The 22,329-nt window shown below is 73.1% G+C and carries 28 protein-coding genes; 10 read left to right on the top strand and 18 right to left on the bottom strand.

Annotated features, from left to right (window positions below; genetic code table 11):
* The first annotated feature begins 134 nt into the window (after positions 1 to 134).
* Positions 135 to 704, top strand: coding sequence for an FxsA family membrane protein (gene fxsA / locus AMK19_RS27695; RefSeq protein ID WP_073816415.1), 570 nt, complete (start codon positions 135 to 137; stop codon positions 702 to 704).
* Between the two features lie 164 nt (positions 705 to 868).
* Here fxsA and AMK19_RS27690 read toward each other — a convergent pair whose 3' ends face one another.
* The 3 genes from AMK19_RS27690 to AMK19_RS27680 form a co-directional block, all read right to left on the bottom strand.
* Positions 869 to 1,243 (bottom strand): RNA polymerase-binding protein RbpA, encoded by a 375-nt coding sequence (locus AMK19_RS27690; protein ID WP_073816413.1) that lies wholly within the window; start codon positions 1,241 to 1,243, stop codon positions 869 to 871.
* A 235-nt stretch (positions 1,244 to 1,478) separates the two neighbouring features.
* Entirely contained in the window at positions 1,479 to 3,035 is a 1,557-nt protein-coding gene (locus AMK19_RS27685; RefSeq protein WP_073816411.1) for a hypothetical protein, read from the bottom strand.
* A 116-nt stretch (positions 3,036 to 3,151) separates the two neighbouring features.
* The gene (locus tag AMK19_RS27680) at positions 3,152 to 3,346 is read right to left on the bottom strand and encodes a hypothetical protein (protein WP_014134294.1); all 195 of its coding nucleotides are present in this window, start codon (positions 3,344 to 3,346) and stop codon (positions 3,152 to 3,154) included.
* Positions 3,347 to 3,534: 188 nt separating this feature from the next.
* Here AMK19_RS27680 and AMK19_RS27675 point away from each other — a divergent pair, with 188 nt between their 5' ends.
* The 4 genes from AMK19_RS27675 (at position 3,535) to AMK19_RS27660 (ending at position 7,189) form a co-directional block, all read left to right on the top strand.
* A complete protein-coding gene (locus AMK19_RS27675; RefSeq protein ID WP_073816409.1) occupies positions 3,535 to 4,041 on the top strand; it encodes a GNAT family N-acetyltransferase in 507 nt (168 codons plus the stop codon).
* A 238-nt stretch (positions 4,042 to 4,279) separates the two neighbouring features.
* Positions 4,280 to 5,725 (top strand): endo-1,4-beta-xylanase, encoded by a 1,446-nt coding sequence (locus AMK19_RS27670; protein ID WP_073816407.1) that lies wholly within the window; start codon positions 4,280 to 4,282, stop codon positions 5,723 to 5,725.
* 77 nt (positions 5,726 to 5,802) lie between these two features.
* A complete protein-coding gene (locus AMK19_RS27665; RefSeq protein WP_073816405.1) occupies positions 5,803 to 6,648 on the top strand; it encodes a nucleotidyltransferase domain-containing protein in 846 nt (281 codons plus the stop codon).
* Positions 6,641 to 7,189, top strand: a complete 549-nt coding sequence (locus tag AMK19_RS27660) for a GNAT family N-acetyltransferase (RefSeq protein WP_073816402.1) — start codon at positions 6,641 to 6,643, stop codon at positions 7,187 to 7,189. The genes AMK19_RS27665 and AMK19_RS27660 overlap by 8 nt, the downstream gene beginning before the upstream one ends.
* A gap of 37 nt (positions 7,190 to 7,226) precedes the next feature.
* Here the strand turns inward: AMK19_RS27660 and AMK19_RS27655 are convergent, their stop codons facing one another.
* Genes AMK19_RS27655 through AMK19_RS27650 form a run of 3 tightly spaced genes read right to left on the bottom strand, consistent with a single transcriptional unit; the run spans position 7,227 to position 8,134 of the window.
* Positions 7,227 to 7,496, bottom strand: coding sequence for a hypothetical protein (locus tag AMK19_RS27655; protein ID WP_073816400.1), 270 nt, complete (start codon positions 7,494 to 7,496; stop codon positions 7,227 to 7,229).
* An 18-nt stretch (positions 7,497 to 7,514) separates the two neighbouring features.
* Positions 7,515 to 7,643 (bottom strand): hypothetical protein, encoded by a 129-nt coding sequence (locus tag AMK19_RS38290; RefSeq protein ID WP_274537005.1) that lies wholly within the window; start codon positions 7,641 to 7,643, stop codon positions 7,515 to 7,517.
* Positions 7,640 to 8,134, bottom strand: coding sequence for an SRPBCC family protein (locus tag AMK19_RS27650; RefSeq protein ID WP_073816398.1), 495 nt, complete (start codon positions 8,132 to 8,134; stop codon positions 7,640 to 7,642). The genes AMK19_RS38290 and AMK19_RS27650 overlap by 4 nt, the downstream gene beginning before the upstream one ends.
* 196 nt (positions 8,135 to 8,330) lie before the next feature.
* Between AMK19_RS27650 and AMK19_RS27645 the strand changes: the two genes are divergently transcribed.
* Both AMK19_RS27645 and AMK19_RS27640 read left to right on the top strand, forming a co-directional pair.
* Positions 8,331 to 9,185, top strand: a complete 855-nt coding sequence (locus tag AMK19_RS27645; protein ID WP_073816396.1) for an alpha/beta hydrolase family protein — start codon at positions 8,331 to 8,333, stop codon at positions 9,183 to 9,185.
* A 2-nt stretch (positions 9,186 to 9,187) separates the two neighbouring features.
* A complete protein-coding gene (locus AMK19_RS27640; RefSeq protein ID WP_083647419.1) occupies positions 9,188 to 9,799 on the top strand; it encodes a TetR/AcrR family transcriptional regulator in 612 nt (203 codons plus the stop codon).
* 119 nt (positions 9,800 to 9,918) lie between these two features.
* On the opposite strand, the gene AMK19_RS27635 is transcribed toward AMK19_RS27640, so the two are convergent.
* From AMK19_RS27635 to thrS, 4 genes are all read right to left on the bottom strand, one after another.
* The gene (locus tag AMK19_RS27635) at positions 9,919 to 10,500 is read right to left on the bottom strand and encodes a vitamin K epoxide reductase family protein (RefSeq protein WP_241844620.1); all 582 of its coding nucleotides are present in this window, start codon (positions 10,498 to 10,500) and stop codon (positions 9,919 to 9,921) included.
* A 28-nt stretch (positions 10,501 to 10,528) separates the two neighbouring features.
* Positions 10,529 to 11,323, bottom strand: coding sequence for a DsbA family protein (locus tag AMK19_RS27630; RefSeq protein WP_073816392.1), 795 nt, complete (start codon positions 11,321 to 11,323; stop codon positions 10,529 to 10,531).
* Between the two features lie 178 nt (positions 11,324 to 11,501).
* Positions 11,502 to 12,140, bottom strand: a complete 639-nt coding sequence (locus AMK19_RS35540; protein WP_073816390.1) for a hypothetical protein — start codon at positions 12,138 to 12,140, stop codon at positions 11,502 to 11,504.
* Between the two features lie 186 nt (positions 12,141 to 12,326).
* Positions 12,327 to 13,547, bottom strand: coding sequence for a threonine--tRNA ligase (gene thrS / locus AMK19_RS27620; RefSeq protein WP_073816389.1), 1,221 nt, complete (start codon positions 13,545 to 13,547; stop codon positions 12,327 to 12,329).
* A 348-nt stretch (positions 13,548 to 13,895) separates the two neighbouring features.
* Here thrS and AMK19_RS27615 point away from each other — a divergent pair, with 348 nt between their 5' ends.
* The 3 genes from AMK19_RS27615 to AMK19_RS27605 all read left to right on the top strand — a co-directional run bounded on the left by AMK19_RS27615 (position 13,896) and on the right by AMK19_RS27605 (position 17,323).
* Positions 13,896 to 14,915: an NAD-dependent epimerase/dehydratase family protein gene (locus AMK19_RS27615; protein ID WP_241844619.1), complete on the top strand. Its 1,020-nt coding sequence runs from the start codon at positions 13,896 to 13,898 to the stop codon at positions 14,913 to 14,915.
* A 300-nt stretch (positions 14,916 to 15,215) separates the two neighbouring features.
* Positions 15,216 to 16,499, top strand: a complete 1,284-nt coding sequence (locus AMK19_RS27610) for a cytochrome P450 (protein WP_073816386.1) — start codon at positions 15,216 to 15,218, stop codon at positions 16,497 to 16,499.
* 50 nt (positions 16,500 to 16,549) lie between these two features.
* Positions 16,550 to 17,323: an SDR family oxidoreductase gene (locus AMK19_RS27605; protein ID WP_073816384.1), complete on the top strand. Its 774-nt coding sequence runs from the start codon at positions 16,550 to 16,552 to the stop codon at positions 17,321 to 17,323.
* Between the two features lie 24 nt (positions 17,324 to 17,347).
* On the opposite strand, the gene AMK19_RS27600 is transcribed toward AMK19_RS27605, so the two are convergent.
* From AMK19_RS27600 to AMK19_RS27570, 8 genes are all read right to left on the bottom strand, one after another.
* Positions 17,348 to 18,031 (bottom strand): hypothetical protein, encoded by a 684-nt coding sequence (locus AMK19_RS27600; protein WP_073816383.1) that lies wholly within the window; start codon positions 18,029 to 18,031, stop codon positions 17,348 to 17,350.
* 139 nt (positions 18,032 to 18,170) lie between these two features.
* Positions 18,171 to 19,367 (bottom strand): Cmx/CmrA family chloramphenicol efflux MFS transporter, encoded by a 1,197-nt coding sequence (locus AMK19_RS27595; protein WP_073816381.1) that lies wholly within the window; start codon positions 19,365 to 19,367, stop codon positions 18,171 to 18,173.
* 268 nt (positions 19,368 to 19,635) lie between these two features.
* Positions 19,636 to 20,118, bottom strand: a complete 483-nt coding sequence (locus AMK19_RS27590; protein WP_073816380.1) for a GNAT family N-acetyltransferase — start codon at positions 20,116 to 20,118, stop codon at positions 19,636 to 19,638.
* Between the two features lie 62 nt (positions 20,119 to 20,180).
* Positions 20,181 to 20,579, bottom strand: a complete 399-nt coding sequence (locus AMK19_RS27585) for a J-domain-containing protein (RefSeq protein ID WP_073816378.1) — start codon at positions 20,577 to 20,579, stop codon at positions 20,181 to 20,183.
* A gap of 177 nt (positions 20,580 to 20,756) precedes the next feature.
* A complete protein-coding gene (locus AMK19_RS27580) occupies positions 20,757 to 21,110 on the bottom strand; it encodes a hypothetical protein (RefSeq protein WP_143200429.1) in 354 nt (117 codons plus the stop codon).
* Positions 21,111 to 21,198: 88 nt separating this feature from the next.
* Entirely contained in the window at positions 21,199 to 21,726 is a 528-nt protein-coding gene (locus AMK19_RS38495; RefSeq protein WP_338015822.1) for a DUF5753 domain-containing protein, read from the bottom strand.
* The gene (locus tag AMK19_RS38490) at positions 21,669 to 22,097 is read right to left on the bottom strand and encodes a helix-turn-helix domain-containing protein (protein ID WP_338015821.1); all 429 of its coding nucleotides are present in this window, start codon (positions 22,095 to 22,097) and stop codon (positions 21,669 to 21,671) included. The genes AMK19_RS38495 and AMK19_RS38490 overlap by 58 nt, the downstream gene beginning before the upstream one ends.
* The coding region (locus tag AMK19_RS27570; RefSeq protein ID WP_338015820.1) for a DUF6879 family protein at positions 22,028 to 22,329 on the bottom strand (302 nt) is incomplete at its 5' end. The genes AMK19_RS38490 and AMK19_RS27570, both read right to left, overlap by 70 nt.

Genomic DNA, 22,329 nt, shown 5'->3' with positions numbered 1-22,329 from the left:
GGTGCGCCGAGGCAGGCCGGCGGCCCGGCGGCGGAACACGACGCGTCGCCGGGCCGTTGTGCACAGTGGTGCCGTGAACGCAGCCGGAGCCGCCGGCCGCCGCTGAGAGCACCGCGTTGGAGTGGATCCGTACCGTGTCCCAGCAAGCAACCCCGGCCCGTCCGACCCGGCGCGGGCGCATCGCCCGGTTCGTGCCGCTGCTGATCGCCGTCTGGCTGGTGCTGGAGATCTGGCTGATCACGGTGGTGGCCGGCTCGGTGGGCTGGTTCCTGACGTTGGTGCTGCTGCTGGCCGGGGTGTTCCTCGGCGGCACGGTGATCAAGCGCGCCGGGGCGCGGGCGTTCCGCGCCGCCGTCGAGCTCTCCAAGGACCCGAAGTCCGCGCAGCCGCAGACCGGCACCTCGATGACGGTGCTGGCCGGCCTGCTGCTGATGCTGCCGGGCTTCCTGTCCGACCTGCTGGCCGTCACCCTGCTGCTCCCGCCGACCCGCGCCCTGTGGCGGGCCGGCGCCCGGCGGCTGACCGGCAGCGTGCTGCGCTCCACCGCCCCGGTCGGCGCGGACCGGCTCGCCGACGCGATGCGGCTGCAGGAGCAGCTGCGCATCCACCGGCCCGACGGCAAGGTCGTCCAGGGCGAGGTCGTCGACCCGCCGGCCGGCCCCAAGGGCCCGGACACCGAGTACCGGCCGCCGATCGCTCCCTGAGCCCGCTGAGCCCCTGGCCGGGCCTTCCGAGCCCGGCCGGGCCGCTGGCCGGGCCTTCTGGGACGCCTCTGGTGGGGCCTTCTGAGACTGTGACTGTGACTGGACAACGCCGAAGGGCCCCGGAACTTCCGGGGCCCTTCGGCAGTGGTGCGGTGTCTCGTCCGTCAGGCGGACTTGCGGGAATCGCGCGGGTGGACCGCCAGGTTCATCCCGCCCGAGCGGAGCACGGCCAGGCGCTCGGCCAGGACCTCCTCCAGTTCCTCGCGCGTCCGGCGCTCCATGAGCATGTCCCAGTGGGTGCGCGTCGGCTTGGTCTTCTTCTCCTCGGGCTCCTCACCGTCGAGGAGTGCGGCCTCCTGGCCACAGAAGCGGCATTCCCACACCACGGGGATTTCCGCCTCGACGGAGAACGGCACCTCGAAGCGGTGTCCGTTCTGACATGCATACTCGACGGTCTGGCGCGGTGCCAGGTCAATGCCGCGGTCGGTCTCGTAGCTGGTCGCCCCGAGTCGCGTGCCGCGGAGAGCTCGCTCGCTCATGAATCGTGCCTCCCGGGCTTCTTGCCCACAGGACTAGTGGTCGCTGTTCTTCGTCGATGGGTCCAACGCCCGACCTCCGACGAAGATTCCCGTCCGGGACATACGCCGCCTGTCGTGCCGCCCCTGTTTGTACCCATGGTCGCCCGATTTGTCACATCTGAGCGGTGATATCACCCGGCGTGTCACATTTTGTGTAGTTCTGGTTCGGCGCGAGCGGGGCCGGAAACCGGGCCGGTCAGGGATGGGTCGGGGCGGCGTCCTTGGTGAGATTCACCTCGGCCCGCTCCGGTTCGGCGGGCGCGGGGGCCTCGGTGCGGGTGTCGCGGTGCGGCAGCAGCGCGATCACCGCGTCGCGCAGCGCCTGCGGGGAGTCCTCGTCCAGCGGGTCCGCCGTCGCCGGGACCTGGACCCGGACCGGGGCCGCGGTGCCGATCCGGGCGTAGCCGCGGCCGGGCGGGGTGTGCGCGGCGGGCGCGATGTCCAGCGGGACGCCCAGCCCGGCCGAGCCGGACTCGGAGGTGACCGGGCCGAGCACCACCCGGGCCCGGGTGCAGGTGTGCACGGTGGTGGAGATCCGGTCCCGGGCCTCCAGGTCGTCCACGAACACCACCGTGACGCGGGCCGCCCGGCCGTGCCTCAGCGGCAGCTCCAGCAGCTCCTGCGGGTCGGTGCGGCCCTCGGCGTGGGCGAGCTCGGACAGCTCGGTGAGGTGGTCCAGCAGGATCCACAGTGGCCGGGTGACGTCCGCGGGCGCGGCCACCCCGTGGTGGCGGGCCGCGTTCAGCGCCATCAGCCGCCGCTCGGTCTCCTTCGCCACCCACTCCAGTGCGGCCAGCGCCCCGTGCAGGCTGGTCTCCACGGTGTACACGCCCGGACGGTTCACCAGGCAGGCGTGCTCGCCGGTGCTCGCCCCGTCCACCACCACCAGGTCCCCGTGCGGCAGCGCCTGGAGCGCGATCGAGCGCAGCAGCGTCGAGGTGCCGAAGCCGGCCGCGCCGAGGGCCAGCAGGTGCGGCTCCGCCGAGCGCGGGCCGACCCGCCACACCACCGGCGGCTGCTGCTCGGTCACCCCGCCCTGCTCGACCGGGATGGTGCGGTGGCTGCCGGCGCCGTCGGTGAAGCCGAGGACGATCTCGCCCGGCGAGGTGACGAAGCGCTGCGCGACGATGTCGGCCGGCAGCGGGGCGAGGGCGCTCACCCGCAGCCGGTTGATCTCCTCGTCCCAGTCGAAGCGGTACTCCCGGGAGCGGCCCGCCTTGCCCTGCACCACCTGCTCGATCCGGGCCCGGGCGGCGGGCTCGGTGTCGGTGAAGTACGCCGGGTAGGAGATCTCCAGCGCGGTGATCCGCCCGTCCGCGTCGAACTCCCCGCCGGAGAACGCCGCCCGCCACTCGCCGTCCAGCCGGTACAGCGCGAACGGCTCGTCGAGGCCACCGAGGTACGGGGTGAGCGCCGCGTACAGCGCCGTCAGCTTGACCTCGGCGAGGTCCGGCTCCGCCTCGGGCGCGGACTTGGGGCTGCGGCCGACCCAGGCGGCCGAGGCGACCAGTGCGACGAGCGCCAGCAGCGGGCCGTGCGGCAGCAGGAAGATGCCGAGCGTGACGGCCGCGCCGACCAGCAGCGTCGGGCCGCGCCGCTCCTTCGGGGTGGCCGCCCAGCGGGCCTTGGCCCAGTCGGCGTGGCGGCGCAGGCCGCGCCCGATCAGCGTCAGCGGCGTGAACACGTCGGCGGCGTGATCGCCGGCCGAGCGGGCGAGGTCGCGGCCCCGGTTGAAGTGGCGGGTGAAGGACATGCGGACTCCCGAGGTGGGGTTCTGACGGGGGACCGGCCGCGGGCGGGGACGGCCCGGGTCGGCGAAAAGGCCCGGGTCGGTGGGATCTCCGCGCCCGGGCCGTGAGGCGGGGCCGCTCAGAACTTGAGGCCGCCGATCAGGCTGGCCAGGCTCGCGCCGCCCGCCTGGATGCTCGGGGCGATCGAGGAGCCCGCGACGTAGAAGCCGAACAGGGCGCACACCAGGGCGTGGGAGATCTTCAGCCCGTCCCGCCGGAAGAACAGGAAGGCGATCACGCCGAACAGAACGATGCCGGAGATGGAGAGAATCACGGGATGCTCCTCACGGGGGCGGGGACAATATGACAGAAAGTGCCTTCATGGTGACAAAAAGTAATAGATGATGGTGTGCGGCAAGCGGGTGGATCTCCGAAGGCCGCCCGAACGGCTGCCTCCCCCGCACGGACGACCCGGTCGCCCGCCCGACGACCGCCCGACGGCGGCCCGTACCCTTGACCGACATGGAGATCCGCACCACCGGCTTCGGACACCCCGACGCCCAGAAGCTCGCCGCCGAAGTCCAGCAGGAGTACGTCGTTCGGTACGGCGACGGCGACCAGACCGCCATGCACACCGACCACTTCGACCCGCCCGCCGGGCTCTTCGTGATCGGCTACCTGGACGGCGAGCCGGTGGCCTGCGGCGGATGGCGGGTCAAGGAGCGCGACGCCGACGGCCTGCGCGACGGCGACGCCGAACTCAAGCGGATGTACGTCGTCCCCGGCGCCCGCGGCAAGGGCCACTCCCGCGCCCTGCTGCACCACCTGGAACAGGCCGCGATCGCCGCCGGCCGCACCCGGATGGTCCTGGAGACCGGCACCCTGCAGCCCGAAGCGGTCGGCCTGTACGCCTCCGAGGGGTACGTCGAGATCCGCAAGTTCGGTTACTACAAGGACCACGAGCAGAGCATCTGCATGGGCAAGGAACTCGTCGGCCGGGACACCGCACCGGGCGCTGACGCGCTGTAACTTTCGCACCCGCAGGGCCACTTGGAGCGGCCGCCGGACCGGAGGACCCGGGCGGCGGCCGCTCCGCCGTTCCTCCGGTCCGCCGCAGGTCGGCGCGGGGACGGGCGCCCTGGTGGTCCAACGGGCCTGGTTCGCAGGTGAGTTGGGGGGCCGGGAGGCGGCGGTGGCGGTCCGTTGCCCGGGGCGCGCGGCCGACCGTACGGTCCGTCCACCCACCCACCCCCCGGAAGGACGAACCATGGCTGCACAGTTGCGCGCAGCACGCCGGCGCGGGCATGCCCTCGCGGCGCTCGCCGTCGCCGCCGCCGGCGGACTGCTGGCCGCCGCCACCCTCGGCAGCGGCCCCGCCGGAGCCGCCGGCACCCCCCTGCGCGACCTCGCCGAGGCCAAGGGCAGCTACTTCGGCACCGCCGTCACCCAGTCCAACCTCGGCAACTCCACCCTCACCGCCGTCGCCGGCGCCCAGTTCGACATGGTCACCCCCGGCAACGAGATGAAGTGGGACACCACCGAATCCTCCGCCAGCAACTTCAACTTCGGCCCCGGCGACCAGATCGTCTCCTTCGCCAAGGCCCACAGCATGCGGGTGCGCGGCCACACCCTGGTCTGGCACAGCCAGCTGCCGTCCTGGGTCGGCAACCTGCCCAAGACCCAGGTACAGGCCGCGATGGAGAACCACATCACCACCCAGACCACCCACTACAAGGGCCAGGTCTACTCCTGGGACGTCGTCAACGAGCCTTTCAACGAAGACGGTTCGCTGCGCACCAGCCCCTTCTACAACGCGATGGGCAGCGGCTACATCGCCGACGCGCTGCGCACCGCCCGGGCCGCCGACCCGAACGCCAAGCTCTACCTGAACGACTACAACATCGAAGGCACCAACGCGAAGAGCGACGCCATGTACCAACTGGTCTCCTCGCTCAAGTCGCAGGGCGTGCCGATCGACGGCGTCGGCCTGGAGAGCCACTTCATCGTCGGCCAGGTCCCCAGCACCATGAAGGCCAACATCCAGCGCTTCGCCGCACTCGGCGTCGACGTCGCCATCACCGAACTCGACGACCGGATGCAGGTGCCCGCCAGCGCCGCCAACCTCGCCCAGCAGGCCACCGACTACGCGACGGTGATCTCCAACTGCCTGGCCGTCAGCCGGTGCGTGGGCGTCTCGCAGTGGGGCGTCGGCGACGCCGACTCGTGGATCCCCGGAGCGTTCAGCGGCTACGGCGCCGCCACCATGTACGACAACACCTACCAGCCGAAGGCGTCCTACACCTCGGCCGCCACCGCGCTCGGCGGCGCCGCGGGCTCCCCGTCGCCGTCCTCGTCCCCGTCCTCCTCGCCCTCGCCGTCCACCCCGCCGAGCGGGTCGGGCTGCAAGGTCGGCACCCAGGTCAGCGCCTGGAACACCGGACTGACCGAGAACATCACCGTCACCAACACTGGCGGCAGCGCCCTCAACGGCTGGTCGGTAAAGTTCACGCTGCCCGGCGGGCAGAGCGTCAGCAGCGCCTGGAACGCCACCGTCAGCCCCGCGAGCGGGCAGGTCACCGCCACCAACCTGCCCTACAACGCGGCCCTCCCGGCCGGCGGATCCGTCAGCTTCGGATTCAACGCCGACCACACCGGCAACACCGCCGCCGCCACCGGGTTCTCCCTCAACGGGGTTGCCTGCACGGCCGGTTGAGCCACGGGCTGCCGGGCCGCGCCCGCCGGGACGAAACCTCCTCGCGAGGGCGGGCGCGGTAGGGCATCCTGACGGCGATGAACGAGAACAGCGAACTGAGCGAAGCCGAACTGCGGCGGATCGCCGAACGGCTGGCCGGGATCGGCGGCATCGTCGGCGTCTGCCTCGGCGGCAGCCGGGCACGCGGGGCGCACACCGCCGGATCCGACTACGACCTCGGCCTGTACTACCGGGCCGGCGAACTGGACACCGCCGCGCTGCGCCGCCTCGCCGCCGAACTCTGCGGCCGGCCCGTCGAGGTGACCGAACCCGGCGGCTGGGGGCCGTGGGTGGACGGCGGCGCCTGGCTGGACCTCGGCGGCGCCCGGATGGACTGGATCTACCGGGACGTCGCCAGAGTCCGTCACTACGCCGCAGAGGCCCGGGCCGGCCGCTACCTGAGCGGCTTGCAGCCCGGGCACCCGTACGGTGTGCCGTCCTACGCGTACGTCGGCGAACTGGCGCTGGGGCTGGTACTCGCCGAGCAGGGCGGCACACTGACGGATCTTCAGGCCGAAGTAAGGGAATTCCCGGCAGAGTTGGCGCGCCGGCTGGAGGCGGACGCCGGGTGGGAGGTGCCGTTCGCGCTCGCCAACGCGCGCAAGGGCGCGCGGCGAGGCGACGCCGCGTACGTGCAGGGGTGCCTGTTCCGGGCGGTCGGGCTGCTGGTGCACGCGCTGCACGCGCGGGACGGGCGGTGGCTGGTCAATGAGAAGGGCGCGATCGCCTCGGCCGGTCAACTGGCCTGCGCGCCACCGGAGTTCGAGCGGCTGGCGCAGGCCGTCTTCGCGCCCGGCTCTGTCGACCCGGACGCGCTCGGCGCGGTGCTGGACGCGGCGGAGGCGCTGGCGGCCGAGGTGCTGGGGGAGGCCCGGCATGGCTGAGTTCGTCGAACTGGGCACTCCCAGACTGCTGTTGCGCCAGTGGCAGGACGGCGACCTGGACCGCTGGGCGGAGCTGAACGCCGACCCCGAGGTGCGCCGGCACTTCGGCAGCGTCCTCACCCGCGCCCAAGCCGCGGCCTCGCTGGAGGCCTTCCGCGTCGAGCTCGCCGAACGCGGCTGGGGCTGGTGGGCCGTCCAACTCCGCGACGACGGACGGTTCCTGGGCTTCGCCGGGCTCGACCCCGTGGACGAGGAGGCCCCGGTCGAGGGCGTCGAGGCCGGCTGGCGCCTGCACCGCGACGCATGGGGCCACGGCTATGCGACGGAGGCTGCGCGGGCCGTACTCCGGTACGGCTTCGAGGAGTTGGCGCTACCGGAGATCCTCGCCCTGATCGCCGCCGGGAACACGCCCTCGCGGGCAGTGGCGGAACGCCTCGGCATGACGCACGACCCGACGGCGGACTTCGACGACCCGACGCTGCCCCCGGGGCCGCACCGCCGCACGGTGGTGTACCGCACCGCCGCACGCCACCCTGCTTAGAGCACCGCCGCCCAGAAGGACGCCTCGTACGCCTGCATCAGGTGGGCGGCGTGGCGGGCGGCGTCCGGGGAGTCGCCGGTGTCGAGGGCGGATTGGAGGAGGGCGACGCCGGAGTACGCCGAGGGCAGCGGGCCGTCCGTGCGGGCCGTGCAGCCGTGCAGCCGTGCAGGACGAGGGCGGCGACGTCGTCGGGGTGGCGGGCGGTGTGGGCGAGCGAGACGTGGCCGCCGAGCGACCTGCCGAGCAGCAGCGGGCGGCGCCCGGTCGCCTCGCGGGCCTCGACGACCGCGTCGTGCACGGCCGCCACCGCCGTGTCCAGGGTGAACTAGCGGTCGGCGAGGGCACCGTGGCCGGGCAGGTCGGGGGCGGTGACGCGGTGGTCGGGAGCGAGGTGCGGACGCCGCATGGCGGTGGACCGGCGGATGCCGTGCACCGGTGCGGCCGGGGCGGTCACGGGCGGGCCTGCTCCACGGTGGCGCGGAGGCGGTCGAGGGTGACGCGCATACCGGCCCGGTTGACGTCCGCGCGGTCGGCGGGCCGGGTGCCGGAGAAGGCCCGGCCGAGCAGTTCGGTGAGCCGGGAGCCGCGTCCCGTGCGCAGGTCCTCCCAGTACTCGGTGACGCGGACGGCGCCCTCGCCGTCCGGTTCGACCAGGTAGCCCCAGCCGGCCACCGGCAGGCCGAACGCGCCGACGTGGAAGGCGAATTCGTGCGAGGGACGGGCGACGGTCACCCGGCAGCCGGTGAACCAGACGAACGGGCCCTTGCGGTTGAACCCGAGGAAGCGCGTCCCGACGGCGACCGGTCCGCCGCCGCCCAGCCGGCGGGTGCCGATGCACTCCGGGCTCCAGCGGGACATGTTCCGCAGATCCGTGACGGCGGCGTACACCGACTCGGCGGACGCGCGCACGGTGATGCTCTCCCGAAGGGTCCATTGGCGGGTCACGCAAACCTCCGAAGCGGGAAGTGACTGGCGAGTAGGGCCGGGCGTGCCGGACTGTAATCGGTCGGCGGAGCGCGCCGCAAGGGGCCAAATCTGCTTGTCGGGGCGGTACTTGACGGCGCGCGAGGGGGCTCGCTAGCGTGGAACGAGACGACTCGTTCCGACCTGTGGCGCGGGCGGGAGCGGAGGCGGGGAGCCGATGGAACCGGAGCGGACGCGGATACCGGTACCGGGTGCGGAGGCGCTCGCGGCGACGGTGACGGCGCCGGAGGGCGGCGCGCCCTCGGCGGTGCTGCTGCTGTGGCCCGCGCTCGGGGTGCCGGCCGGCTACTACGCGCCGTTCTGCGCCGAGTTGGCCGCGCGCGGGGTCGCCGTCGTCGCGGTGGACCTGCGCGGGCAGGGCGAGAGCGGGCCGGTCAGCGGCCGCCGCTCGAGGCACGGCTACCACGCGCTGGCGTCCCGGGACTTCCCGGCGGTGACGGTGCAGGCCCGGGCCAGGTTCGGGGCGGAGGTGCCGCTGTTCCTGCTCGGGCACAGCATCGGCGGCCAGGCCGCGCTGCTGGCCGCCGCCCGCGCACCCGGGGCGGTGGACGGCCTGGTGCTGGTCGCCTCCGGCACGGTGGACTTCCGGGGCTTCGCCGGCGCCGCCCGGTGGCGGGTGCTGGCCAGCACCCAACTCCTCGCGCTGATCGCCACGTTGTGGGGCTACTGGCCCGGCCACCGGCTCGGCTTCGGCGGCCGCCAGCCCGCCCGGCTGATGCGCGACTGGGCCCGCCTCGGTCGCACCGGCCGCTTCGCGCCCGCCGGCGCCGACCTCGACTACGAGCGGGCCCTCGCCACGCTCGCCCTGCCCGTCCTCGCCGTCTCGCTGCCCGACGACCGCCTCGCCCCCGCCGGCGCGGTCGACCACCTGGTCGGCAAGCTCCCCGCCGCGAAGGTGGACCGCCGGCACCACGCCCCCGCCGAGGGCGAGTCCGCCGACCACGTCCGCTGGGCGCGCTCCGGCGGCAGCATCGCCGAGCTGATCGCCGGCTGGCTGCGGGACGGCCGCTGACCATGGGAGAGAAGCGCAACCTGCACCCGCTGTCCGACGAACAGAGCGCTCCCGTACGGGACTTGGCGGCCCGCGAACGAATCCTGGCGACCACGCTGCGGGTGCTGTCGCGGGTCGGCTACGCGAAGGCGACGATCGGCGGCATCGCCCAGGAGGCGGGCGTCGGCAAGGCCACCGTCTACCGCTCCTGGCCGCACAAGGCCGCCCTCACGCTGGACGCGGTCCGCGCCCAACTCCCGGACATCCCGGTCGACGACCTCGACGACAGCCCCCGCGAGATCCTCGCTGTCGCCCGCGCCCTGGCCGGCCTCTACGGCGCGCCGCAGGTCCGGGCGATCCTGCCCGCGCTGATCTCCGACGCCGCCACCGACCCCGAACTCGCCCACCGCCTGCGCACCGAACTCGTCGAACCCCGCCGCGACCGCTCCGCCACCGTCCTGCACCGCGCCGTCACCCGCGGCGCCCTCCCCGCCGACACCGACGTCCTCACCCTCCTCGACCTGTGGGCCGGCCTGATGCTGTTCCGCAGCGTCGTGCTCTGCGACCCGCTCGACGACCGCACCGTCCACTCCCTGGTCTCGGCCGCCCTCGCCGCCCCGCCCCGACTCCCCTGAACAGCCGAAAGGCCCGCCCCGGGCGGTTCGCAGGGGCGGGCCTTTTCGTCGCGTCGTCGGTCGGTGCTCGGTCGGTGCTCGGTCAGTGCTCGTTCGGTGCTCGAGCCGTCCGCGTTCCGTCAGATCAGGGTCGACCAGTAGAACCAGAAGCGGGTCAGGATCAGCAGGGCGACGATCAGGAAGCCGACGATCGGGCCCAGCCACTGGTGGCGGAGGGCGGCGAAGCGGCGGACGGCGGGCGGGGCGGGGAGGACGCCGGTGCGGAGGTTGTGGACGGTGGTGGACCAGAAGAGGGTGATGACCACGGCCCAGACCACCATGCAGTAGGGGCAGAGGGCGCCGATCTCGTAGAGGGCCTCGTGGATCAGCCAGGCGACGAAGCCGAGGCCGACCAGGGTGCCGCCCTGGAGCGAGAGCCAGAACCAGCGGCGGTAGGAGGCGCCCGCGAGGAGGCCCGCGCCGATGGCGGCGAGGGCTCCGAACGCGGCCAGGCCGATGATCGGATTGGGGAATCCGAAGACCGAGGCCTGCTCGGTGCGCATCACCGAGCCGCAGCTGATGATCGGGTTGATGTTGCAGTTCGGCTGGTAGGCCGGGTTCTCGATCAGCCGGATCTTGTCCAGGGTGAGCTGGGCGGACGCGGCCAGGCCGAGCAGCCCGCCGATCAGGATCAGCCAGGAGAAGCGACGACTCGCCCCCACCGGGGCACTGTGGGCCGTGGTCATCGCGTCACCCGCCGATGCTCTGCTTGACCAGCGCACCGAACTGGTCGCCGGTGATCGCCTTGCCGTCCTGGCCGATCACGTTGAGGGTCTTGCCGTCGAGCTTGACGGTCGGGGTGCCGGAGACGCCGCTCTTGTTGAAGGCGGTGGCGACCTTGTTGGCCCAGCCCTTGTAGGTGCCCTCGGTGACGGCCTTGGTGAACGCCTCGGTCTTCAGACCCGGGACCTGGTCGGCCAACTCCAGGATGTGGTTGACGTCGCCGAAGGCGTCCGAGCTCTCGGCCGGCTGGTTCGCGTACAGCACGTCGTGGAACTGCTTGAACTTGTCGACGCCCTCGTTGAGCGCGGCGCCCGCCGCGGCCAGCGCGGTCTTCGAGCCCTTGCCGCCGAGGTTGTTGTCGAGGAACGCGGCCAGGTGGTACTCGATCTTGTACTGGCCCTGGTCGGCGAGTTCCTTCACGGTCGGGCCGGCCGAGGTCTCGAACATCTCGCAGACCGGGCAGCGGAAGTCCTCGTACACGGCCAGGGTGTGCGGGGCGTCGGCCTTGCCGTACACGACCACCGTGTTGTCGGGGCCCGAGGCGTTCGCCGGGACGGCGACCGAGCTGCTGTCCGATCCGGAGTCCTTGGAGGCGTTCAGGGCGAGGGTGGTGCCGCCCGCGATCACGGCGACGGCCGCGACCACCGAGACGCCGATGGTGAGGGAACGGCGGCGCTTGGCGCGCAGCGCCTCCGCCTGCTGGGCCTGCTTCAGGCGCTCGCGGGCGGTGACGGTCTTGGCGGACTTGTGGGTGCTGGGCATGGTGATCCGTCTCCTTGCACCCGGCGGCGGGCGGCGCGGCACGGCCCGGCTCCGGCAGGTGTCTCACCTGGACGGGAGCAGGGGCGGGCGGCCCGGCGGGTGCGGGTCGAAAAAGGGGTGATGGGCAGCGAAGGGCGCCCGGAGACGGCCGCGAGAAACGCGTGGAGGCGGTGGGCCGTCAGCAGGCGAAAGCCGGCTGCGGCGGTCCGCGACGCGGTGCGGGGGAGTGGACGGCGTCCTGCGGGCGGCGCGGCGCGGGCTCGACACCGGCCCGGGGCAGCAGCGCGGCCGGGCAGGCCGGACGGGTCGCCAGCAGCAGCGAACGCCAGCAGCACGGCAGGATCCGGGCCGCCGTGCGCACTGCCTCGGCGACCCCGTCGAGGGCGGCGTCGGCGAGCCGCAGCCAGGCCGCGGCGGCCAGCGCGAGCGCCAGGTGGACGCCCAGCACCAGCAGGCGCAGCATGCCCGCCGAGTTGTGCGTCCACTGCGCGAACAGTTCGGAGCCGCTGACCCGGTCGCCGCCGCAGACCAGCAGGTCCACGCCGTGGACGGGCCGGGAACAGGCGTCCTGGCCGAGGTTGAAGGCGGTGTTCAGCAGCAGCTCCACCGGCACCAGCACCGCGGCCAGCAGCAGGAACCGCCGCCGCGCGCCGTCCAGCAGGACCGCGAGCAGGAAGACCGCGACGCAGGCCACTGCGACCAGGGTGAGCGGCAGGGCACGGCCGGTGATCACCACCTGGCCGAACGCGGCCAGCGGCACGGCGAGCGCGGTGAACACCGCGCCCCGCAGGGCCCTGGTCGCGTGAATGCCGGTCATGGCTCCGGAGTATGCCACGCCGGAGGTTCCCGGCACGAGGGGCCGTTCGGCCCTACGACCTGCGGATAAGCCCTGAATAAAGGGGACTTCGGCGGGCGGGGAGCAGGCGGTGGGCGGGCTGCGGGACGATCCGGTCCCGCCCGGCACGGCTGCCGCGGCGTGGGACTTGTCACGTCCCCGCCGCCGTCACCACAGCTCGACGGTGTGCGCCCGCACCTGCCGCTCGATCCGCGCCAGCACCTCCCCGGCGGGCAGCGGGTCGAGCCGCCGGCCGTCGCGCAGCCGCACCCCCAGGGTGCCGTCCGCGACCTCGCGCGGCCCCAGCACCACCTGGTACGGCGCGAGCCGCGCCTCCCGGACCCGCGCGCCCAGCGAACCGCGGTCCGCGCCCAGCACCTCGGCCCGCAGATCGAGCTCCAGGCAGCGCGCCGCCAGCTCCCGCGCCGCACCGTCCTGCTCCTCGCCCAGCGGCAGCACCGCCAGCTGCACCGGCGCCAGCCAGGCCGGGAACGCCCCGCCGTGCTGCTCGATCAGCTGCGCCACCGCCCGCTCCACACTGCCGACGATCGCCCGGTGCACCATCACCGGCCGGTGCCGCGCCCCGTCCGGCCCGACGTAGTGCAGGTCGAACTGCTCGGGTTGGTGGAAGTCGACCTGCACGGTGGACAGGGTCGACTCGCGGCCCGCGCCGTCCACCACCTGCACGTCGATCTTCGGCCCGTAGAACGCCGCCTCGCCGACACCCTCCTCGTACGGCACGCCCAGCCCGTCCAGCACCTCCACCAGCAGTGCGGTCGCCCGCTCCCACAGCTCCGGCCGGGCCACGTACTTGCCGCCCGGGCCCGGCAGTGACAGCCGGTAGCGGGACGGGACGATGCCCATCGCCCGGTACGCCACCGCGATCAGCTCCAGCGCGCCGCGTGCCTCCCCGGCCACCTGGTCGAGGGTGCAGAAGATGTGCGCGTCGTTCAGTTGGATCGCCCGCACCCTGGTCAGCCCGCCCAGCACCCCCGACCGTTCGGAGCGGTACATGCCGCCCAACTCGGCCATCCGCAGCGGCAGTTCACGGTAGCTGTGGGCGCGGGAGCGGAACATCACCGCATGGTGCGGACAGAGGCTCGGGCGCAGCACGAGCTGGTCGTCGTCGGAGTCGCCCATGGAGAGCGGCGGGAACATGTCGTCGCGGTAGTGCGCCCAGTGCCCCGACAGCTCGTACAGCTCGCGCTTGCCCAGCACCGGCGAGTACACGTGCCGGTAGCCCGCGCGGCGCTCCAGGGCGCGGACGAAATCCTCCAGGCTCTGCCGCACCGCGGCGCCGTCCGGCAGCCAGAACGGCAGACCCGGGCCGATCAGCGAATCGGTGTCGAACAGGCCCAACTCGCGGCCCAGCTTGCGATGGTCGAACACGGCGGTCTCCTCACCGGAAGGGGGACGAGCCGCCGCGGCCGCACATGCGAAAGCCCCGGGCGCTCGGCCCCGGGGCTTGATTCACTGCAGCAGTCAGCGCGCCAGGACACTCTCCGGCGTCGTCGTCAGCATCGCAGCACGCTTCATGCCTCCCACGGTAGCAGCCCGGCCGCCGCCGAGCACCGGATCCGCCCGCCAACGGGCGTGCCACGACGGGCCGGTGATCGAACCCGCCGCGCGCCCGGCGGTACGTGACGGTGGGTCAATTCGGAAACCTGCTGGACCGGGTGGGCGTTCCGCGCCGAGGATGACCCCCGAACGCAGATGTCTGTTCGAGAGGGTGTTGCCGTGCAGAACGCTTCCGACCGTCCCAGCCTGCTGGTCCTGGGCGGCACGCGGTTCGTCGGCCGGGCCGTGGTCGAGGCCGTGCTCGCCGACGGCTACCGGGTGACGCTGTTCAACCGGGGCCTGACCGACCCCGGGCTGTTCGCCGAGGCGGGCGTCGAGACGCTCGTCGGCGACCGCACCGGTGACCTGTCCGCGCTGGAGGGCCGCAGTTGGGACGCGGTGATCGACGTCGCGGGCTACCTGCCCGAGGTGGTGCAGCGCTCGGTCGACGTGCTCGGCGACCGGGTCGGCCGGTACGTGTTCGTCTCGACGATCTCGGTGCTGGCCGACCTCTCCACCGTGCAGGACGAGGACGGCGCGGTGCTGGAGCCCGTCGACGGCCTGCCGCCGGTCCAGCTGTACGGCGCGAACAAGGCCGTCTGCGAGCGGATCGTGCGGGACGCGTACGGCGAGCGCGCGAGCATCGTCCGGCCCGGGCTGATCGTCGGACCGCACGACCCGACCGACCGGTTCGCGTACTGGCCGCGGCGGTTCCGGCGCGGCGGACGGGTGCTGCTGCCCGGCGACCCGGCCGACCCGACGCAGTTCATCGACGTGCGGGACGTCGCCCGGTGGATCCTCGGCTGCGTCGCGGCGCAGCGCGGCGGCACCTACCACGTCACCGGCCGGACCATGCCGATCGGCTCGTTCCTGGAGGCCTGCCGGGCCGCGGTGGGCGCTTCGGCGGCTTCGGTGGCTCCGGCGGCTTCGGTGGCCGAGGAGGTCTGGGTCGGCACCGAGACGCTGCTGAAGGCGGGCGTCGCGCCGTGGATGGGCGTCCCGCTGTGGGTCGGCGACCCGGAGTTCGCGGCCGCCAACCGGACCGACATCTCGCGCGCCCTGGCCGCCGGCCTGACGTTCCGTCCGCTCGCCGAGACCCTCGCCGACACCGACGCCTGGGACACGCTCCGCGGCGGGCCGGACGCCGACAAGGAGGGCCTGACGCCGGCCGAGGAGGAACGGCTGCTGGACGCGCGCTGATTGCGGATCGGCACCGGGTGCCCACGCTCCCCGGGCCTGTCCGGTCGATCCTGCCGGGCGCGCGAAGCCGGATCATCCGCCCCCAGCCCTGGCGGGCCGGGAGGTGCCCCCACCCCCAGCCCTGGCGGGCTGGGAGGTGCCCCCACGGACGCACCGGCAAACCATCCAAGTACACCCAGTACGAGGACGGTTCGCCGGCACGCCCAGCCGGGCGCCCGACTCCGCGCGCTGATCCGACAAGACCGACCGGACAGGCCCTAAGGTGGGCACCGTTCGGACGGCGCGACAGGGAGAGACGCGATGGTGACGGCGGCGGACAGCACCCTTCCGGAACTCGACGCCGAGGAGTTGGGCCGCTGGCGGGCGGACGGCGGGCGGCTGGTCGACCTGCTGACGGCCGCTCAGCGGCTGGGCCCGGTCGCCGGATTCCGGATCGGCGAACGGCAGGTGGTGCTGGTCACCGGGCCCGAGGAGGTCCAGCAGGTGCTGGCCCGCGAACCCGACACGTACGTCAAGCACGGCCACCGCGCGAAGGTGCTGCTCGGCGACGGCCTGCTGTGCGCCGCCGGCGAACCCTGGCGGCGTCAACGCAAGCTGCTGCAACCCCAGTTCACCGTGCGCGGCATCCGCGCCTACGAGCCGCAGCTGCGAGCCGCCGTCGCCGCCCTCGCGGGCCGGTGGCGGGCCGCCGCCGACAGCGGCGAACTCCGCGAACTCGACGCCGACCTGCGGTACTTCTCGCTCGACGTCATCTGGCGCTCGCTCACCGCGCAGGCCCTGGACGAGCCCACCTACCGGCAGTTGGTCGCCGCCGGTGACAGCCTCGCCGCCATCCCCGCGTTCGCGCCCGCCACCGGCGAGCACACCGCCGACTTCAGCCGCGCCGTCGCCGACGCCGACCTCGCCGCCGAACACGCCATCGCCCTCGCCCGGCAGGCCGACGAACCCACCCTGATCGCCGTCCTGCTCCGCGCGGCCCGCGAACTCCCGGACTACGACGAGACCTTGGTCCGCGACGAGCTGCTCACCCTGATGGTGGCCGGCTACGAGACCACCGCCACCACGCTCGGCTGGCTGTTCCTGCTGCTGGACGAGCACCCCGAGCAGCGCGAGCGGGCGCTGGCCGCCGGGCCGGCCGGATCCGCCGAACGCGCCGCCGCGATCCGGGCGTTGATCGACGAGACGCTGCGGCTGTACCCCGTCGCGTGGCTGATGCCCCGGCACGCCGCCGAGGCCGGAACCGTCGGCGGCCGACCCGTCCCCGCCGGGGCGACCGTGCTGCTCTGCCCCTACCTGACGCACCGCGACCCGGCGCTGTGGCCCGAGCCGGAGGCGTTCCGCCCGCAGCGCTTCCTCGCCGCCGGGCGGCGACCCGCGCCCGGCGCCTACTTCCCGTTCGGCCTCGGCCCGCGCGCCTGCATCGGCGCCCAGTTCGCGCTGCGGGAGATGACGCTGCTGCTGGAGGAGCTGCTCCCCGCGATCCGCCCCGAGATCCGCGAGCGGCCCGCCGAGGCCGGGTACCGGCTGACCGTCCACCCGGACGGGCCGGTGCGGGCCGTGCTGCACCGCGAAGGCTCTCGGTGACGCGAAAACCCTTTGTGAGCACGGCCGTTCGTCCGTGATGATCGGTGGCGATGATGCCTGAACCGCACGCTCCCGCCCGTCCCGTCGCACTGGTGACGGGAGTCGGCCGGACGGCCGGCATCGGCGCCGCCGTCGCCGAACGACTCGCCGCCTCCGGCTGGGACATCGCCCACACCCACTGGACGCCCTACGACACCCGGATGCCCTGGGGCGTGGAGGCGGATGCCGTCGACGCCATCGGCGCGGCGATCCGCGCCCACGGCACCCGGCAGCTCGCAGTGCCCGCCGACCTCGCCGACCCCGCGACACCCGCCCGGCTGTTCGACCGGGTCACCGCCGAACTCGGTCCCGTCACGGCCCTGGTGATGAGCCACGCCGAATCCGTCGACTCGGGCCTGCTCGACACCACCCCGGACAGCTTCGACCGGCACTTCGCCGTCAACACCCGGGCGAGCTGGCTGCTGATCCGCGAGTTCGGCCTGCGCTACACCGGCCCGTTCGGCAGCGGCCGGATCATCGCCCTCACCAGCGACCACACCGTCGGCAACCTGCCCTACGGCGCCAGCAAGGGCGCCCTCGACCGCATCACCCTCGCCGCCGCCCACGAACTCGCCCACCTCGGCATCACCGCCAACGCCGTCGACCCCGGCCCCACCGACACCGGCTGGATGACCGACGCCGTCCGCACCGACGTCCTCGCCCGCACCCCCCTCGCCCGCCTCGGCACCCCCCACGACGCGGCCCGCCTGATCGATTTCCTCTGCTCCCCGGCCGGCCAGTGGATCAACGGCCAACTCCTGCAGAGCAGCGGCGGATTCAAGTAGCCGGACCGGGAGCCGGTGTCGGGCTCAGACGCGGTGCTCCGCCTGGGCGCGGAGCTCGCGGGTGCGGGCGGCGAGGGCTTCGAGGGTGAGGGTGGCGGTGCCGTCGGTGAGGCTGCCGAGGGTGCTGCCGTCGGCCCAGGCGCAGACCGGGAGTTCGCGGTCGGTGTCCTGGAGTCTGGCGCAGGCGATCGCTCCGCCGAGCGGGCCGGGATCGAAGGTCTGCAGGTCGGTGACCTCGGTGCCGTCGCGGAGGGTGCTGACGCCGGCCGGGGAGTAGCCGCCCAGCATGCGGGTGGCGGCCTCGGCGGCGTCCGGGACCGAGCCGGAGAGGCCGATCGCCAGCAGCTCCGCCTCCTCGAGGCCGGTCGCGCCCGGCTGCCCGTACGCGACGACCTCGATGTTGCGCGGGACGTACCGCTTGGCGTTCTCCGCCTCCCACTGCGCGTGGAGCTGGGCCAGGTCCTGGGCCTCCGCGACCCGGGGCAGGCCCGCGAACTCGGCCGGCATCGCGATCCTGCGCTGCTCCACCTCGCTCGTCGCCGCGACGCCGAGTACGACGAGGCCGAGGGCGGCCACCGTACCGACGGTCAGGCCGATCTGCTTGCCCGTCAGCCGCCGGTACCACGGCACCGGCGGCTGCGGCTCCTGGCCCGCCGCCCAGATCGCCCGCAGGCTGTCGACGCCCGACTGCGGGTGTTCCTCGGTCATGGGCTCCCCCTGGCTGAAGTGGAGTCAGATCATCCGATTGGATGTCGGCGGGCACTCTACCGGCACCCTGACCAGGGACGACACGCAGGCCCGGCGGACGGTCAGGTGTTCGCGGGGGCCGGCGGGCGTTCGCGGAGGGTCAGGTGTTCGCGGGGGCCGGCGGGCGTTCGCGGAGGGTCGGGGTGAGGAGCAGGGCGGTGGCGGTGAGGGCCGTCGCGGCGAGGAGGGGGCCGGTCGGGGAGGGGAGCGTCGCGGCGGCGAGGAGCGGGCCGGTGGCGGCGCCCAGGTTGAGGGCGGCCGTCGCGTACGCCCCCGCCATGGTGGGCGCGCCGGTGGCGGCGGCCAGGGCGAGGGTGATCAGCGTGCCGCCGACCGCGAAGGAGAGGGCGCCGAGCAGCGGCACCAGCACCAGGAGCGCGGCCGGGCGGTCCGCGAGCGCGGCGAGCGCCGCCCAGCCGAGCGGCAGGAACAGGCCCGCCACCGCGAGCAGGTGCAGCGGACGGCGGTCGGCGAGTCGGCCGGCGACGGTCACGCCCGCCATCGTGCCGAGGCCGAACAGCACCAGCACCACCGGCACCCAGCTCCGGCCCAGCCCCGCCGGGCCGGTCACCAGCGGGGCGAGGAAGGTGAACGCGGCGAACGTCCCGGCGTTCACCAGCGCGCCCAGCAGCAGCACCCGCAGCAGCCGGGGCCGGGCGAGCTCGGCCAGCTCCGCCCGCAGCGCCGGCCGTCCGGCTGCTTCGTGCCCGGGCCGGACGCCCGCCCCGCGGCCGGGTCGGAGGACTGCTTCGTGTCCGGGCCGGACGCCCGTCAGCACTCCCGCTGCGGCCGGCACGCAGAGCAGCGCCACCGCCCAGAACGCGGCCCGCCAGCCCAGCAGTTGACCGACCGTCGCACCTGCCGGAACGCCCACCACCGTGGCCAGCGTCGTCCCCGACAGCAGCACGCCCACCGCGCGCCCCCGCCGCTCGGGACCGACCAGCGCGCCCGCCGCCGTCACCGCCAGCGCGAGGAACCCGGCGTTCGCCAGCGCCGCCACCACCCGGCTGACGCACAGCACCGCGAACGACGTCGCCACCGCGCCCGCCACGTGCGCCACCGCGAACAGCGCGACGAAGCCGAACAGCCCCGCCCGGCGCGGCCACCGGCGGGCCAGCGCCGCCATCGGCGGGGCGCCCGCCACCATGCCGACCGCGAAGGCCGAGGTCAGCAGGCCGGCCGTGCCGACCGGGACGTCGAAATCGGCGGCGAGGTCCGGCAGTAGGCCGGACAGCATGAACTCCGAGGTGCCCATGGCGAACACGGCCAGGGCGAGCAGATACAGGGCAAGAGGCATCGCACGGAACTCCGGGGTGAGGAGCGGAAACGGACAGCCGTCTCGTCACCCGGGAGCCCTGCGCAGCGCAGCGGCTCAGCACCACGCACCGCACGGCCCATCGGCGGGCGGTGCGGCAGCGCGGGAGGACTCAGGTGTTCAGGGGCCGACGGCGGGGCCGAAGACCCCCACCTCGTCCGACTCGGGGCTCACCACGCTGCGCACCCTACCGAAAGCCTGGCGTGCGGTCACTCGCATTTCCGTCCGCTCGCCTTGCATTGACGCAACGTCAGAGGTCCTTGCGCAGCGACATCGCGGCCACCTGGTAGCCGTTGGCCCGGTACAGCGCGATCGCGGCCTCGTTGCCGCCGAACACGTTCAGCCCGAGCGCCGTCCATCCCTCGCGGGCGGTGAGCGCCTCGGCCGCGCGCAGGATCGCGGAGCCGAAGCCGCGGCGGCGGGAGTCGGGCCGCACGTGGAGGTCGTACAGCCATGCGGAGGCCGCGCCGCCGACGGCCTCGCGCGGGTCGGGGCCGATCCACGCGTCGCCGACCGCCCGGCCGGCGGCGTCCTCGGCGACCACCAGGTGGTGGCCGGCCGTGTCGGGCCCGTCCGGGAGGAACCGCGCGGTGCCCTCCCGGGCCCGTTCCCGCGCGAGCTCCACCGGCAGGAACGCGGCGAGTTCGCGCGCCGTCTCCTCCTCGCGGCGCTCCGTGACGGTCTCGTACTCGGCGGGAGTCATCCGCCGCAGGCGCACGGTTCGGTCGTCCATCCCGCCATCTTCGGCTGCCGGCCGCCGGACCGCCGCCGCGACAGTCGATGTCCGCCGACCGCTCAGCTCCGGTCCTGCCGCCACTGCGCGACAGCGGCCTCCACGTCGACCGGCGCGACGCCGAGCGGCGGCCCCTCGATCGGGCGGCGCAGCGCGGCGTCGATGCGGGAGTTTGCTTCGGCGAGCCGGGTGCGCAGCAGCGCCTCGGTGGGGGCGCGACGGGCGGCGTCGAGGGCCTCGTGCAGCTCGTTGCGCAGGACCAGCGAGGGCGGCAGGAAGCTCAGGCCCTCGCGTTCGAGCTTCTCCCGGATCCACCACATCTCGTGGTACGGCCGGTTCTCGTGCGCGAGCGGCTTGCCCGCGCCCGGCAGGTCGTCGAACGCGCCGCGCTCGGCGGCCTCCCGGATCTGCCGGTCGACCCAGGTCTCGAACGTGACACCGGGCGGTTTGCGGTCGGTCATGGCGTGCTCCTCCCGCCCTCGTCGCTGCGGAGAGTTCCACCAACGAGCCGAAGGGCTACGAGGGCCGCCGCGCCCGCACCTGGCTCACCCTCACCCCCGCCGGCAGCCGCGCCCTCCAGGACGAGGTCGCCCAACTCAAGCGGCTCATCCACCAGATCGAGCAGGGGAGTTCGGTACTCAGCTGACGCTCCGGGGCCCGCAGCCGGACGCCCTCTCCTCGCCCGGCACGAACAGGTCGAACGCCAACAGCGGCACGTCCTCGACCCGTGGCTCCCGCCCGGCCCCGGCCCTGATCCTGGTCACGCTCGCCGCATACGCCCTGCGGCTGTCGGCGGCCATCAGCCACAGCCGGGCGTGATAGGCATCTGGGAACGCCAGCAGCACCGGCCGTCCCGCCGGATCCGGTAGCGTGCAGAACTCGCCCATGACCACGTCCCGCAAGACGTGCGATCCTGCCGCGTCCACCACCTCGTAGCGCATTGCTGTGCGCGACACTGCCTGACCGGGATTTTTTTCTTCTTTTACGGGCATGGTTGGGCTCCACTTCGCTCGGTTCTCGTGAACGGAGTCCCAAGCTAGGGGCATGCCAGCGGACGATCAATGATATTCTCGTCGGTGACTAAATATCCCGGCGGAACGTGTCCGCCCACTCTTCCAGTTTCTCGCGGGCCTGCTCATCGAACTGTGCATGGTTCTCGTACATGGAGAAAATTTCGCGGTACTTCTGAATGTCCCTGGGGTCTCGCAGCACGATGATCCCGGTTTCGGTCTCGACCGTGGCAAGGCTGCTGTCGTAGACGGTGAATGTGTTGAGCGGACAGCCGGGGATGTACGTGCCGAGCGGAATCACGCCGATCCGAATATTCGGAAGTCGTGACAGCGATACGAGTCGGTCGACCTGGAGCATCATCGCGCGGGGCGGCAGGACGGCCCAGTGCACAGCCTGTTCCGTGAGGATGAACGTGAAGGCCTTCGATTCGTCGTGAATGATCGTCTGTCGGTCCAATTTCTTGGCCACGGCCTTGGTGGTGTCTCCCGGAACGTGGGCAAGACTTGCCCGGATGTACTCGGGAGTGGCCAGCAGGGTTGTCAGCATCGACAGCAGGAAGTACCGGATCTCGGTCGACGACGCATCGAGCGCCGCCAACTCGACCTGTTCTTCTCCAGGCCCTTCTGTCTCAGCGCACGGACGTCCTGCCACTCGGTGTTTGCCACCCTGGCGAGTTCCAGCACCCGCGGGGCGAGATCGACCGGCACGTCGAGTGCCCGCAGGATCAGCTCCACGTCCACCAGGGACGGAACCGATCGACCTGTCTCAATTTTGCTGATCTTGGACTGGGTCATGCCGCAACGCCGAGCAAGCCGGTCTCCCGAGAGGCCGGATTGATACCGGAGTTCCTTGAGTGCTCTTGCCAGGTCGGATTTGCTCCGGCCAAGATCGGCGGGGTCTATTGCCACCCATACTCTTTCACGTATTCCGCGAAGGGCACGGACTCGGCCACCGCGAGCCGGCGCCATTCCCGGTACTGCTGCACGTCGCCGTCGAGGAGGACGCGATCGAGCTGTGTTCCGTCCGTCTCGTAGTTCATCAGGACCACGTTGGCGTCATCGAACAGCCAGAAGTCCTGATCCGGGAGTCCCGGGTTGGACCTGTCCGTGAGGTCGAGAATCCGAATGTCTTCGCCGGCCTTCACCTGCGGCTCGTAGTACATGAATTCGAACCGGAGATACTGAACTTGGATTCGTGATG

The sequence above is a fragment of the Kitasatospora sp. CB01950 genome (assembly GCF_001905465.1).
In the GTDB taxonomy this organism is placed as follows: Bacteria; Actinomycetota; Actinomycetes; order Streptomycetales; family Streptomycetaceae; genus Kitasatospora.
Note: the sequence above shows the minus strand (reverse complement) of the source record. Positions and strands in the feature narration are given on the sequence as shown.

Excerpts from the sequence above, each read along its gene's own strand:
- AMK19_RS27585 (WP_073816378.1), bottom strand. The coding sequence starts at position 20,579 with ATGACCGACCGCAAACCGCCCGGTGTCACGTTCGAGACCTGGGTCGAC.
- AMK19_RS27645 (WP_073816396.1), top strand. The coding sequence starts at position 8,331 with ATGGAACCGGAGCGGACGCGGATACCGGTACCGGGTGCGGAGGCGCTC.
- AMK19_RS27590 (WP_073816380.1), bottom strand. The coding sequence starts at position 20,118 with ATGGACGACCGAACCGTGCGCCTGCGGCGGATGACTCCCGCCGAGTAC.
- AMK19_RS27600 (WP_073816383.1), bottom strand. The coding sequence starts at position 18,031 with ATGACCGAGGAACACCCGCAGTCGGGCGTCGACAGCCTGCGGGCGATC.
- AMK19_RS27685 (WP_073816411.1), bottom strand. The coding sequence starts at position 3,035 with ATGTCCTTCACCCGCCACTTCAACCGGGGCCGCGACCTCGCCCGCTCG.
- AMK19_RS38490 (WP_338015821.1), bottom strand. The coding sequence starts at position 22,097 with ATGGCGCCGGCTCGCGGTGGCCGAGTCCGTGCCCTTCGCGGAATACGT.
- AMK19_RS27665 (WP_073816405.1), top strand. The coding sequence starts at position 5,803 with ATGAACGAGAACAGCGAACTGAGCGAAGCCGAACTGCGGCGGATCGCC.
- AMK19_RS27580 (WP_143200429.1), bottom strand. The coding sequence starts at position 21,110 with ATGCCCGTAAAAGAAGAAAAAAATCCCGGTCAGGCAGTGTCGCGCACA.
- AMK19_RS27605 (WP_073816384.1), top strand. The coding sequence starts at position 16,550 with ATGATGCCTGAACCGCACGCTCCCGCCCGTCCCGTCGCACTGGTGACG.
- AMK19_RS27610 (WP_073816386.1), top strand. The coding sequence starts at position 15,216 with ATGGTGACGGCGGCGGACAGCACCCTTCCGGAACTCGACGCCGAGGAG.
- AMK19_RS27690 (WP_073816413.1), bottom strand. The coding sequence starts at position 1,243 with ATGAGCGAGCGAGCTCTCCGCGGCACGCGACTCGGGGCGACCAGCTAC.
- AMK19_RS27640 (WP_083647419.1), top strand. The coding sequence starts at position 9,188 with ATGGGAGAGAAGCGCAACCTGCACCCGCTGTCCGACGAACAGAGCGCT.
- AMK19_RS27630 (WP_073816392.1), bottom strand. The coding sequence starts at position 11,323 with ATGCCCAGCACCCACAAGTCCGCCAAGACCGTCACCGCCCGCGAGCGC.
- AMK19_RS27670 (WP_073816407.1), top strand. The coding sequence starts at position 4,280 with ATGGCTGCACAGTTGCGCGCAGCACGCCGGCGCGGGCATGCCCTCGCG.
- AMK19_RS27660 (WP_073816402.1), top strand. The coding sequence starts at position 6,641 with ATGGCTGAGTTCGTCGAACTGGGCACTCCCAGACTGCTGTTGCGCCAG.
- AMK19_RS27675 (WP_073816409.1), top strand. The coding sequence starts at position 3,535 with ATGGAGATCCGCACCACCGGCTTCGGACACCCCGACGCCCAGAAGCTC.
- AMK19_RS35540 (WP_073816390.1), bottom strand. The coding sequence starts at position 12,140 with ATGACCGGCATTCACGCGACCAGGGCCCTGCGGGGCGCGGTGTTCACC.
- AMK19_RS27595 (WP_073816381.1), bottom strand. The coding sequence starts at position 19,367 with ATGCCTCTTGCCCTGTATCTGCTCGCCCTGGCCGTGTTCGCCATGGGC.